Source organism: Achromobacter sp. MFA1 R4, from assembly GCF_900156745.1.
Classification (GTDB): Bacteria; Pseudomonadota; Gammaproteobacteria; order Burkholderiales; family Burkholderiaceae_B; genus Achromobacter.
In genome coordinates this window covers 1,567,028-1,579,731 of sequence record NZ_LT707065.1, presented here as the reverse complement: position 1 = coordinate 1,579,731, position 12,704 = coordinate 1,567,028, and the positions used below count along the sequence as shown (strand labels likewise).

6 protein-coding genes and 1 pseudogene are annotated in these 12,704 nt (G+C 63.8%); 2 read left to right on the top strand and 5 right to left on the bottom strand.

Going from position 1 to position 12,704, the window contains the following annotated elements:
• Positions 1-15: 15 nt before the first annotated feature.
• Positions 16-1,065 carry an ABC transporter substrate-binding protein gene (locus BXA00_RS07135; protein ID WP_076517464.1) on the top strand — a complete coding sequence of 350 codons (1,050 nt, stop codon included), beginning with the start codon at positions 16-18 and terminating at the stop codon, positions 1,063-1,065.
• On the opposite strand, the gene BXA00_RS29495 is transcribed toward BXA00_RS07135, so the two are convergent.
• The 5 genes and pseudogenes from BXA00_RS29495 to BXA00_RS07110 all read right to left on the bottom strand — a co-directional run bounded on the left by BXA00_RS29495 (position 1,052) and on the right by BXA00_RS07110 (position 10,166).
• On the bottom strand, positions 1,052-1,447 hold the full coding sequence (locus tag BXA00_RS29495; RefSeq protein ID WP_083714406.1) for an RHS repeat-associated core domain-containing protein: 396 nt from the start codon (positions 1,445-1,447) through the stop codon (positions 1,052-1,054). The genes BXA00_RS07135 and BXA00_RS29495 overlap by 14 nt on opposite strands.
• Positions 1,448-1,450: 3 nt before the next feature.
• Positions 1,451-1,876, bottom strand: a pseudogene (locus BXA00_RS07125) (integrase core domain-containing protein); the annotation flags it as partial.
• Between the two features lie 168 nt (positions 1,877-2,044).
• Positions 2,045-2,485: a hypothetical protein gene (locus BXA00_RS07120; protein WP_076517462.1), complete on the bottom strand. Its 441-nt coding sequence runs from the start codon at positions 2,483-2,485 to the stop codon at positions 2,045-2,047.
• Positions 2,478-7,331 carry an RHS repeat-associated core domain-containing protein gene (locus BXA00_RS07115; RefSeq protein WP_083714206.1) on the bottom strand — a complete coding sequence of 1,618 codons (4,854 nt, stop codon included), beginning with the start codon at positions 7,329-7,331 and terminating at the stop codon, positions 2,478-2,480. The genes BXA00_RS07120 and BXA00_RS07115 overlap by 8 nt, the downstream gene beginning before the upstream one ends.
• 15 nt (positions 7,332-7,346) lie before the next feature.
• On the bottom strand, positions 7,347-10,166 hold the full coding sequence (locus BXA00_RS07110; RefSeq protein ID WP_083714205.1) for a type VI secretion system Vgr family protein: 2,820 nt from the start codon (positions 10,164-10,166) through the stop codon (positions 7,347-7,349).
• A gap of 489 nt (positions 10,167-10,655) precedes the next feature.
• On the opposite strand from BXA00_RS07110, the gene BXA00_RS07105 reads away from it, so the two are divergent.
• Positions 10,656-12,674, top strand: coding sequence for a TonB-dependent receptor domain-containing protein (locus BXA00_RS07105; RefSeq protein WP_231952267.1), 2,019 nt, complete (start codon positions 10,656-10,658; stop codon positions 12,672-12,674).
• Positions 12,675-12,704 lie beyond the last annotated feature (30 nt).

Below are 12,704 nucleotides of genomic sequence, written 5' to 3'. Positions count from 1 at the left end.
CGATACGAGGTCGTTATGCAAGAGAAAAACCTGAATCGCCGTGGCTTCATCAAGACGGCCTCCGGCCTGGCCCTGGCGCCGGCCCTGGGCTGGCTGCCCGGCATGGCGAACGCCGCCGAAAAGGAAATCGTGGTGGGCACCTGGGGCGGCGATTACCAGAATCTGCTGCAACAGATCATCAACCCCATCGTCGCCAAAGAAGACGTGAAGGTGGTCTACGACACAGGCAACGCCGTGGGCCGCGTCACCAAACTGCGCGCCGAGAAGAACTCGCGTCGCGGCAGCATGGACGTTGCGCTGCTGGGCGAAGTCGACATGTACGACGCCGAGCGCTCCGGCACCCTGGAGCCCATCGATGCCAAGAAGCTGCCCAACCTGGCTCACGCCATCGAAACGCTGAAGACGCCGTACTCCATTCCGCACATCTTCAGCGCGATGACGCTGGTCTACAACACCGAAAAATTCCCCACGCCGCCCGACTCGCTGCAGGTCCTGCTGGACCCGAAATGGAAAGGACAGGTGGGCTTTTCGGACATCTTGTATCTCTACAACTCCGTCTTCGTGGGCCTGGGCGCGGGCGGAACCACGAAGGACTTCGAAGGGGGCAAGCGCTTCCTCGCCAAACTCAAGCCCAACGAGCCGCGCATCTACCCCTCCAACGAAGCCGTCGCCGCCGCCTTCAAATCCGGCGAAATCGCCATCGCCGTCATGTGGAAAGCCCGCGCGCTGCAATGGAAGGACAGCGGCCTGCCGCTGGGCTTCGTCATCCCCAAGGAAGGCTCCGTGCCGGTGTCCTTCGAAGCCGCCGTCGCCAAGAACAGCCGCAACAAAGACGCCGCGTGGGCATATCTCAACGCCATGCTCGACCCGCAAGGCCAGATCGGCTTCGCCGAAAAAATGGGCTACGCGCCCACGGTGACCAATGCGTCGCTGCCGGAGGCGTTAAAGCGCGTGGGGTTCAGTGAGGCCGAGGTAAAGCTGCTGCACGCGTATGACCTGAAGGGGCTGACGGAAAAGAAGGCGGATATTCTGGAGTTCTGGAATAAGGAGTTCAAGGCGGGGTGAAGGCGGGGGGCTCATGCCGGGTTGATGGGGGGCTTGGCATGAGCTTGAATCGGGGGTGTGGCTCGCAACATTGCACTGCCATCGGCCGATTGGTAAATATCGACCCACCCGCAAACCTGATCGGATCCTTCGCGATGAGTCGTCCGGTCTGCGGATCGTAGTACCGATGCCGGTTGTAGTGCAGGCCCGATTCAGGGGCCAGATACTGTCCTTGGAATCGGATCGGATTACGTATCCGCTCCGCGCGGGCGGCATCGCTGATGGCTTCTTTTGCGGCGCCCCACGCGAGGTGGTGCGCGCTCCACGCAATCTCGCCCTGCGCGTCTGTCAGTTCCTGCGGCGGGCCCAGGTGATCGTAGTGATACCAGTGACCTGCTCGGATTTTTCACACCACCGGGATTTGGAACTTAGCTTTGGTAAGTAATGCTGATGCAGCGACCTGGGCGGCCTGCTGCGGTGTCAAATAGCCCAGGCTGGAATGTGGCCTGACGGTGTTGTAATGCTGGCGCGAATCCTCAATCACGATGCGTGCCTCGGTCCGGTTTCAGAACCATTCCATGTTCAGGCATTCGTCGCGCAGCTTACCGTTAAAGCTCTCCGTCGTGCCATTCTGCCAAGGCTTTCCTGGGTCGATCAGCGCGGTATCTATGCCTCGCTCCCCAATCCATTGCAAGGCATGCGAGACGAATTCCGGGCCATTGTCTGAACGAAGGTATCGGGGAGCCCCGCGGTCACTGATGAGGCGGGTCAATACCTCGATCACTCTGCGCGATCGGATCGACCCGGCCACATCAATGCTCACGCCGTGCCGCTTGGCACTTCGGCTACAGAATCTCGGTCGGCCTCGCGCAGTATCCGAACGCTCTGCTCTTCGCTGTATCTTGCCTTCTTCATCTCGCTTCCTTCTCGCGTTGGAAGCCATTTCCTCAAATACCCACTGGTACGAATTTCTCAGGGCAGGTCATCTCGTTGACTTCGATTATGCAGAGTACCCTTTCATTTTCATGGCGCTTTGCACCTTTCCTGAAAAGTCTCCCAATCTGTTGAACATTTGGAAAAACCATTCAAAGCAATCCTTTAGCAAATCATCATCAATTGGCTCCGGATATGTTGTGCACATAAGCGCTCGCACTATCGCTTCCGCCCTGCCGGAAGGCGCCGCTTTAAATTGCTTGCTATCCAGGAAGTCCCAGCAAGCCACTCTCATTTTTTCCAATTCAGCGGCGTTGTTGTTGTGACCGCCCCAATACTCTCGAGCGACGCTAAAGGCCCGCTTTCCAATATCCGGAATCTCGCGGTCCGATTCAATGAATTCGAAACACAGACACAGGAACTGCATCAGCGCGATATCAGACTCTTCTTTTGAATTCTCCTTTAGGTAGTATTTGATTTTCTTGTAAATAGCGTTTCCGTCAATCATGGTCTACACCGAATTGGCCTAATACGTTTGCGCAGGAACTGCATGCGCGCTTGAAAGTTCCGTGTCCTTTACCGGAACTTCCTATGTTTACGGCTTGACTCTTTCCGCCTTTTGGGTCGAGACCCGCTGCATGTGCTTGGCTCAAACAATCGACTTCGGCGCAGTGCCCGTGCCATGGAACGCGCTCTTTCTGAGGCACCTTATCAAGCGCGTCCTGCACTACCGGATGCACAGGCCTTCCAGTACCGCTGACCCCAGTGAAGATCTTGTCCCCCACATGTAATTCAGCGGCGGCGCCCTCTGCCTTTCCGCCTAACAGGGCAACATCTGCGGCACGTCTGGCAGACTCTCCCACCAACCCCAACGGATCCACCCACCCCACCGGGTTATCCGCATATCGATAAACATTCAACCCACCCGCAAACCCAATCGGATCCTTCGATATGAACCGCCCGATCTGCGGATCATAGTACCGGTGCCGGTTGTAATGCAGGCCCGTTTCCGGGTCCAGATACTGCCCCTGGAATCGGATCGGATTACGTATCCCCGCCGCGCGGGCGGCATCGGTGATGGCCTCTTTTGCGGCGCCCCACGTGTGGTAGTGCGCGCTCCAAATGATATCGCCTTGCGCGTCTGTCAGTTCCTGCGGTGTGCCAAGGTGATCGCAGTGATACCAGGCCATGGCATCCACCGGGTCCGGGTCGGGCGAGGTTGTCCATAGCTGGTCCTGATCGATGTCGTAGGCACCCGAGTAAACAGGTTGCTGATGCAGCAGTACGGGTTTGCGGCTGATTGCCTGAGCCAGCGGGACGAAGCTGCCCGGTTCGTAAAGGTAGTGCGTGGTCTGGTCGTCGTGGCCTTCCCATGCCAGGGTGTCGCCATCCCAGCCGTAGAGGGTCGTGCTGCAGCCCATCGCGCGATTCGCGCGCGCTTGTTCTTCCTGGCGCTGCGTGGGCGTCATGCCAGGCCGTTCGCGCCAGTGCGCTTCGGATTGCTTTAGCAAGCGGCGGCCCAGCGCGTCGTACTGGAAGCTCACGTGCAGGCGGTCGTTGCTGTAGCCCGTCAGGCGGTTGAAGAGATCCCATTCGAGGCGCGAGCGCTGGCCGTTGTGCACCTTCTCGACGAGGTTGCCGCGCGCGTCGTAGGTGTAGTGGGTGCCGGCGTATTCGCGCAGCAGGTTGTCCAGGCGCGCGGAACGCTGGCGGTAGGTGTAGACGGGGCCAGCCATGCCTAGGGTGCTGGTGTACGCCGGGTCGCTCGATGGGTCGAGGAGATTGCTTGCCGGATCGAAGGCGAAGGTTTCCTTGCCCAGGCTGCTGGTGGCCTCCAATAGGCGTCCTACCGGGTCATAGCGATACGCCAAGGGGCCTCGTCGGCTGTCCTGGATTGCTTCCAACTGGCCTGCCGCATCGTAGCGGTAGCCGCGGTGGATCAGGCGTTGCGCGCCCCGCGCGATGTTCTGTGCATTCAGGCGCCCCATCGCGTCCCACGATTGCGTCTGCGCCAGGCCATTGCCTTGCGTGCGCGTGATCTCGCGGTGCAGGTCGTCGCGTTCGATGCTGACGAGTTCATGGTCGTCGAACATCAGGCCGTGGACGTGGCCAGAACCATAGGTCAGCACGTTGACGCGATGACCGTCCGGGCGGAGCGTGGCGATGCGCTGGTTCAGTTCGTCGTACTCGTGCTTCCAGACCGCCACGACTGGCTGCGCCAGGGCCAAATAGTGCTGGTGTTCGCGGATCAGGTTGCCGGCGGCATCGTGGAACCATTGGAGCCGGCAGGCGGTGTTTTCGGCGAGGATCAGGCGGCCGTTGCCGTCGTAGGAGTAGCGCTCCGTTTGCGTCTCGACGCGAACCTGCGCTGAACGTGTCAAGGCTTGTGCTGACGTTTGCGCGCTCCTTTGCGCGACCGGTTGCACCGGGGCCTGCGCTGACGGCGCATACGGCCGCGCCAGTCGCTGCGTCACACGCCCCAACGCGTCGAACGTGAATTCAATGACCCGGTCACCGTCCTGCGTCGACAGCAACGTACCGCTGTCCGGGTCGTAGCGATATCGGGTGGCCACATCATCGAAGCCTCGCTCTTCCAACAGTCGCCCTACCGGGTCATAGACGAATCTCGCCTGCCGGTCGTTCTCATTCGCAAGCGCGGTGAGCCGACCCAGCTTGTCCCATTCGTATTGGAGCGTTCCGCCCGCCGCGTCCAGGCGCTGGGCAAGTAAACCGGCGCCGTTGTACGTCCATTGCGTGCGCCGCCCCAACGCGTCGATGTGGGCCAGCAACCGCCCTTCGGCGTCGCGTTCGAAGTGTTCGATCGTCTGGTCCGGATGCGTGACGTAGGCCAGGTGCCCCGTCTCGTACCCGTAGCGCGTGATGTTGCCCGCCGCATCGGTAAAGGCAGTCAACTGCCCCACGTCGTCATACACCCACGCGCTGCGCTTGCCCGAGCAATCCGTGTACTGCGTGAGCAGCCCAGCGGCATTGTAGGCCAGCAGCTTCTGACCGCCCCGGGCGTCCCGGATCGCAACCGGATTGCCCGCCGCGTCATAGGCATATTCGGTCTTGTTGCCCAGCGGATCGATGGTCTCGGTCAGATACCCACGCGGGCTGTAGTCGCGCTGCCACAGGCCGCCCTCGGCGTCGCGGATCTTGAAGAGCTGGTCCTGGTCGTCGTAGGCGTAGTGGACCGAGGTGCCATCCGCGCGCAGGTGTTCGAGCAGGTTGCTGCGCTCGTCGTAGGCGTAGCTGTCGATGTTGCCGTCGGGGTGGATGTGCGTGACCACGTTCTTGGCGTCGTCGCGATACAGCCACTCCGACAGGCCGTCTGGGTGCACGATGCGGTAGGTATAGCCGTCAATGTCGTAGTAGTGCTCCGTGACGTTCCCGAGCGCGTCGGTGACGTAGGTCAGGCGGATCTCGGGGTGCCAGCGCAGGCGCGTGTCGAAGCTGCCGTCGTCGGCCCATTCGCGGATCGCGCGCGCCTTGGGGCCTGAACCCTCCCACTCCAGGTTCATGCCGCGTCCGGTGCGGTCGGTGTAGCGGGTGATGAGATGCTGTCGGTAGTGGTAGTCCCACTGGGCGCCGTGTTCGTCCCGCACCTGCAGCAGATCCCCTTGCTCGTCGTAGTCGTAGCCCGCCAACTGCCGCTGCGGTTCTCCGTCCTTGAGTTGCCAGAGCGCGACGATGCGGCCGGCGTCGTCGATCTGTGTGCCGACGTGGGTGTGGATAGCATCGTCCAGATACGTGACGAGGTCGGACAGGACGCTGCGCCGCCCCACGACATGCCGGTAGTGCAGCGCGACGCGGGCGCCGTTGCGCAGGTGGATGCCCGTCAGCCGAAACCGCCGGCCCTCGCGTTGGTAGGTGGCGCGCCGCTCGTACCCTTGCGCCACGGTCAGTTCGGTGTCGGAAGTGCGAACCACCGTCAGGTTCTCGACGGGGTCGTAGTGGAACTTGCCGACGGCCGGCAACGGCCAGGCGTGGGTGCGCCCGTCGGCGGCGTGATAGCGCAGGGTTTCGCGATCGGCGCCTTCCGTCTTGATATCGATGCGCGTGGTGTACTCGTTGATCCAGCGCGCGCCCAGCGGGCCCCTATCAAACGCGGCGAGATCCGACGAATACGTGCGCGCCCAGTGCAGCGGAAATGGCCCGGGCAGCGAGAAGTCCCCATGCGTGATCCGCTCGGTCCCCATCGCAAAGCTGATGCTGTGGCAGGTGGCCGGGCACGCGCCGTTCTTGTCCGGGTTGGCGTTCCGGCGGGCGCGGGCCTGGCGGCGGATGCGCGCCAGGCGCATGGAGCGCGCCATCTGCCGGGCCTTGCTCGCCACGGCCGGTCGCACGTTCGCGCCGATCGCGTACCCCTTGCGCTGGCGCCACAGCACCACGGCCACCGACAGCTGCATCAGCAGCGACGCGATGCTGTTGACGTTGTTCTCGTCGGCGAGCGATTGCATGCTGTCATTGACTTGCGGCGCCAGGGCGTTCAGGCGCTGGGCGGAGCGCAGCATCAAGTCGCGCGCCTTGCCGGGCAGCAGGTCCTTGGCGGCGTTGCCGACCGACTGCTTGCTGCCGCGCACGCCGCTACCCAGGCCATCCCAGAGGTCGCGCGCGGCGCCCAGCGGCGAGTCCCATTTCTTGTCCCACGCGGACGAGAGCTGCGCGCCGGCTTTCTCGAACGAGGCATCCGCGTTGGCCGGCACGGTCAGGCTGACCAGGACATCGGCCAGCGCCCGGATGATTTCCTCTGCCTTGGCCCCCGCATCCCGCAGCAGCCCTTCCAGCCGTGCTTGGGCCTGTTGCGCGAAGTCTTCAATGTCGCCGGCGATGTTCTCGCTCAGGTGCGCAGCCAAGGCCATGATGATGGCGTTGCCCAGGCCCGCCTTGGCCTGGCGCGCGACCTCCTTTTGCACGAGAAACAGCGCCGGCCGCAGGCTCATGCGCGCAGCCGCCGTGCCCGGAACCGGCACCACGCCGAAGAGGTTGATGCCCAGGCTCACCCAATCCAGGAATTGGGTGGGATTGCTGTCGACCAGCGTGGTGATGTCGCCGATGGCGTCCACCAGCGCCATGAGGTTGCCCAGCACCGGCACCGCGCCCGCGGCCGCCTTGATGCGCGGCAGGGTGACCCAGCCGTCGCTGTTCTCGCGCAGCCACTGGTCAAAGGCGTTCTGGCCGGCCTCGACGTCTTCGGGGGCAATGGTGTTCAGCGGGGCGACGACGCCTTGCGGGCCGTCCAGGTCTTCGTCGCTCCATTCGATGCCGTCGTTCTCGGCTTCGGCTTCCAGGTACTCGGCCTCGGTATAGTCCTCTTCGACCGGGACATGGGGGGAACCTGTACGCGTCGTCATGGCTGGGGTTCTCGTTTATTTTTTAATGAGGACGTTGGCCAGGCCCGGTCCCGGCGTCGAATCGGATGGCGGTTTGATGGAGGGGGCGGCGAGCGGGATCAGGCGATGGGGCGCGTCGCGCAGGGTTTGCATCGCCGTGGACGCCTGTTGCGCGGTCTGCAACGCCTGCTGCGCGGCGCCGAGTATCCGGGTCGCCAGCGACTGGATCTGCGCGGGCGCAGTGGGCGCCGCGCCGGTCCATGCAGGGCCGGTCCACGCCTTGCCCGGCGTGTAGTTCGCCATGTCCCAGGTGTCCGAAGGATCCTTGCCGAAGGAGACCGAGGCCGGGCCCGGTGCGGCGCCGGAGACGGCCGCGAATCCCTGGCTGTCCAGCGCGCCGGTGTACACCTTGCCCAAGGCGTCTTCCACCCGAAACTCGCCGGCCTTGAATCCCTTGCGGTTGGCGTAGATGTTGTAGAGCTCGAGGTTTCCCTTGGATGGCTTGGGCTCATCCGGAAACGTCCCGGCCTGGCTCTTGGGCCCGGTGAACCGTGCTCCCGCCGAATGCACCTTGTACGCGCCACCGGTCGCATGCGTGATGCCGCCCGCGTTGTAGGTCGTGCCGCTGCCGCCGGCATTGATCACGATTTCTTCCTTGGCGCTGATCGTGATACGGGTGGCGCTGACGTTGACGTTCAGCTTGGCCAGCACGTTGATGCTGTCCTTGAGCGCCTTGATGTCGATGTCGCCGGCCGCGGCGATCAGGCGGTATCCCAGGCTCTGCACGAAGAAGCGCATGCCGCGGCTGGCGCTGGCCAGCAGCCGCTTGCCCGCCGAGACGCTGGTGTGGCCGGTGCTGGAGAGCGCGATGTGTTCGCCGCTGGCGATGTGCGTGCAGCCCGGCGTGCTGGTGGCGATGCCGGCGGGACTGGCCAGCACCAGGTGCGGCGCGCTGAGTTCGGGGTAGTGGTTGGCCTGCGGGTTGGCGGGGCCTTGTCCCTGGATCTGCCCGTGCTGCGCCTGCAAGGCGCTGGCCACGCCGTCCTGATCGCCGGGGTCCTGCGCCATCACGTCGCGCGCCAGCGTGGCGAAGGTGTCCTGCTGCTCGCGCGCGACAGACAGGCGCTCGGCGGTCTCGGGCAAGTCCTTGTGATGTTCGCCGGCATTGGCGCGCATCTCGGTGGTGAGCAGCATGCCGCCGCCTGCGCGCAACACGCCATGTGCGTCCGTGCGCAGTTCGAAGCCTTGGCCGCGCGGCACGCCGCCCGATGGCCTGGGATGAGTCAGGTAGCCAAGGTTGAGCGCCGTGGCCGCATGGTCGCTCATCAGCGCGGCGCTGATCTGGCCCGAGGTGTCGTCCAGGCGCAGCTCGTTGGCCCGGCTACCCTTGTGCTCCTTGGTCTTGACGGTGTTCAGGATGTTGTGACGGGGCAGCGCGTACGGCGGCAGGTTGGTCGCCCGATAGGTCCTGCCCGTGATGATGGGCTGGTCGCAGTCGCCGTCCAGGAAGTCCACGATCACTTCCTGGCCGATGCGCGGGATGGCCATGTGGCCCCAGGCCGCGCCCGCCCAGTTCTGCGAGACGCGGATCCAGCAGGAGCTGTGTTCGTCGTTGCGGCCCAGGCGGTCCCAGGGGAATTGGACCTTCACGCGGCCATATGCGTCGCAGTAGATTTCTTCGTTGGCAGGTCCCACGACCGAGGCGATCTGCGGGCCGTCGATGCGGGGTTTAAGGGCTGGTTCCGGCTTCCAGTCCACCTTGTCCGGCACGATGTCGGCGGTGTAGCGGTATTGCGTGCCTTGTGCGGCGTCTGCGCCGTCTTCCTGTTGGCTGGTGTGCTGGATGCCGTGGTGTTGCATCCGCACCGGGCGCCAGCCGTGGTTCCAGTCTTCGCGCGGGTGGCCGGTCAGGTCGAACGCCACGCCGGGCACGAGGCGCGCGTCGTCGCCTTCGACATGGGCCATGCGGGCGTCTCGGCGCAGACCGAGTAGGCGGCTGTGGGTGAAGGGCTTGCCGGCTTCGTCGCGCTTGTAGCGGCCGGGGTAGTCGTAGCGTTCGTAGCGGGAATCCTGGTGATCCAGTTCGCGCGCTAAAGCTGAATGCTCTTGGTCGTATTGCGGGTGGGTGTAGGTGTAGTCGCGTTGCGTCTGGCGCGCGGTGCGCACGTGTTCGGCATAGGTGAAGCGGCGCAGGGCCGGTTCAGGTTGATCGCCGCCGGGCGTGGGGTTGTAGATGACCGGTCCCCCATCGATCGCGCCATGGACGTAGATGCGATCACCGTGGATCAGTCGGTGACCCTTGTCGGTGTGTTCGAAGCGGTAGAAGAATCCTTCCTCTGCCGCGAGCCGGTCTAGGAACCGCAGGTCCGTGTCGCCGGCTTGGACACAGTATTCGCGCGGCAGGTGTTCGTGGGTCGTGACCTGTTCATAGTCCGTGATGCCGTGGGACTTGATGATCTGGCCAAGGATCTCCGGCACCGACTGCTGCTGGAAGATGCGCCAGTCGGAGCACAGCGACGCGCGCGCCAGTGCCGGTTCCACCACGGCGCGGTAGCGGGTGCGCCGGAAACCGGTGTCGCTTTGTTCAAAGCCCGTGACGATGCCGTGCACATGGCGCACCGGCGCATCCCCGCGCCAGATCGTGAATAGCGCAGGCTGGTCCAGCAGCGCACCGAAGTCCACGGCCGCGTCGAAGCTGGACAACGCCACGCGCAAAAGAAAGGTCTCGGACAGCGCTTCATCCAGCATGAACTCGATGACATCGAATTGCACGCCGGCGGCGGACGGAGAAAACGTGAACCGCAGATCCGATGATCGGGGGGCGTGATGGGCGTGGGTGCCGCGCAGGTTTCGCATGACGGAGTCCGGTGTCGACGCCAAGGCCCGAAGACGAGGCCCAAGGCATTCCGGTTGAGGGAATGCGGCGACATATGCGAAATCCGTGCCAGGTTGCGTGGCGCGTGGAAAACCAATGAGAAATCAGTCGCTTAGGGCTGAATCCGGCACGAATCAGCCTGCCTTGCGGCATCGCAGCCCGTGAAAAGCCGCGATCTGAACGAAAAATCGGGCCAAATTTGACCCGGTCATCGATAAGTTATTGATAAATAAGAAAACACAGCGGGCCAGATTTGGCCCGGGCGGGTCAAATCTGGCCCGCTGCCCGACCACCGCGCTCTTGCGGCTGTTATGAAATGTTATATCATTCAGGCCTTAATTTGTAATGATATAACATCTACGAGGTTAAAGATGAAAGGTAAGAAGCAGGGGATAGGGAAAGAACGCCGTCGCGCCGTGCGAGGCCACGCGCATCGCCGTGCGCCCTTGAAGCCGCTGGTGTGTTCGTTGATGCTGATGGCGCCTCTTGCGCAGGCGCAGACCGAAGACGAAACGGCGCGGACACAGACCGTCGCGCCCATCACGGTGTCGGCGAATCCGCTGGGACTGGATCTGAACAGCACCACCCTGCCGGCCTCGGTGCTGGAAGGCGATGCGCTGATCGAGCAGCGCAACGGGACGCTGGGCGAGACGCTCAAGAACCTGCCTGGCGTGAACAGCGATACGTTCGGCGGCGGCGCCAGCCGGCCGGTGATCCGCGGTCAGACCGCGCCGCGCGTGAAGGTGCTCTCGGATGGGTCCGAGGTGATGGACGCGTCGGCCATTTCCCCTGATCACGCGGTGACGGTCGAGCCCCTGCTGGCCGAGCGCATCGAAGTGCTGCGCGGCCCAGCCACGCTGTTGTATGGCGGCGGCGCCATCGGCGGCGTCGTCAACGTGGTCGACAAGAAGATCCCGACCGAAGTGCCGGAAAAGGGCATCGCGGCCGAGGCGGAACTGCGCGGCGCGACCGGGACCAAGGAGCGCGCCGGCGCGGTCGGCATCACGGCGGGCGATGGACAGTTCGCCGTGCGGGTCGAAGGCATGAAGCGCCGCACCAGCGACTATGACGTGCCGGATTGGCCGGGCGGCAAGCTGGAAGGCTCATACAGCGAGTCGACCCAGGGTTCGGTGGGCATGTCGTGGATCACGCCGCGCGGCTACGTGGGCGTGGCTTTCACGCACCTGCAAAGCGAGTATGGCCTGCCGGGTCACAACCACGAGTACGAAGGCTGCCACCCGCACGGCACGCACTTGCATTGCGGCAGTCATGATCATGACGAAGAAGGCGAAGCGGGCGAAGAAGGCCACGACCATGAGCACGAGCATGGCGGCGTGCCCTACGTGAAGCTGCGCAGCAACCGGATGGATCTGCGCGCCGAGTACCAGGAGCCGTTCGCCGGCTTCGAGAAGATCCGCTTTCGCGGCGGCCTCACGGATTATCAGCACGACGAAATCGAAGGCGGCGAGGTCGGCACGCGCTTCAAGAACAAGGGCTACGACGTGCGGGTGGAACTGCAGCACAAGCCCATCGCGGGCTGGCGTGGCGTGATCGGCCTGCAGAACGCCTACAGCGACTTCAGCGCCGAAGGGGAAGAGGCGTTCCTGCCGCCCAGCAAGACGCGCTCGAATGGCCTGTTCGTGCTGGAGGAGTACCAGTTGAACGACTGGCGCTTCGAACTGGGCGCGCGCCAGGATTGGCAACGCATTTCGCCGTCGGGCGGCGAGCCGCGCAGCAATCTGTCGGGAACGTCCCTGTCGGCCGCGGCGATCTGGGACTTTGCGCCGCAGTATTCCGTGGCGCTGTCGCTGTCGCGTTCGCAGCGCCTGCCGAACGCGCAGGAGCTGTATGCGGACGGCATCCACCTGGCGACCAATACGTATGAACTGGGTAATCCGGACCTGACGCGCGAAACGTCGCACAACATCGACCTCACGCTGCGCAAGCATTCGGGCGCGACCACGTTCTCGGCCAGCGTGTTCCACAACCGCGTGAAGAACTACATCTACGCCAATACGCTGGACCGTTACGAAGACTTCCGCCTGATCGAGTACACGCAGCAGGATGCGGAGTTCACGGGCGTGGAAGGCGAGCTGCGGCACCAGTTCACGCCGATCTTTTCGGCGGCGGTGTTCGGCGACTACGTGCGCGGCAAGCTGACCGGCGGCGACGGCAATCTGCCGCGCATTCCGGCGGGGCGCGCGGGCGTGCGCGGCAACGTGACGTGGCAGCAGTGGTCGGGCGGCGTCGAGTACGCGCGCGTGTTCGCGCAGAAGGACATCGCGGCCTATGAAGACACGACGCCCGGCTACAACATGGTCAACGCCGTCGTGGCCTATCGGGGGCAGTACGGCGCGACGGGCTATGAAGTCTTCCTGCGCGGCACCAACCTGCTGAACAAGCTGGCCTACAACCATGCGTCGTTCATTTCGACGGTGGCGCCGCTGCCGGGACGCAGTGTGCTGCTGGGCGTGCGCATGACGTATTGATTCCTGTTGGGGCGCGGTGCCCGGGTGTGA

What these genes read in the sequence shown, in the direction of transcription:
- BXA00_RS07105 (WP_231952267.1), top strand. Translation starts at nt 10,656, where the DNA reads ATGCTGATGGCGCCTCTTGCGCAGGCGCAGACCGAAGACGAAACGGCG.
- BXA00_RS07110 (WP_083714205.1), bottom strand. Translation starts at nt 10,166, where the DNA reads ATGCGAAACCTGCGCGGCACCCACGCCCATCACGCCCCCCGATCATCG.
- BXA00_RS07135 (WP_076517464.1), top strand. Translation starts at nt 16, where the DNA reads ATGCAAGAGAAAAACCTGAATCGCCGTGGCTTCATCAAGACGGCCTCC.
- BXA00_RS07115 (WP_083714206.1), bottom strand. Translation starts at nt 7,331, where the DNA reads ATGACGACGCGTACAGGTTCCCCCCATGTCCCGGTCGAAGAGGACTAT.
- BXA00_RS07120 (WP_076517462.1), bottom strand. Translation starts at nt 2,485, where the DNA reads ATGATTGACGGAAACGCTATTTACAAGAAAATCAAATACTACCTAAAG.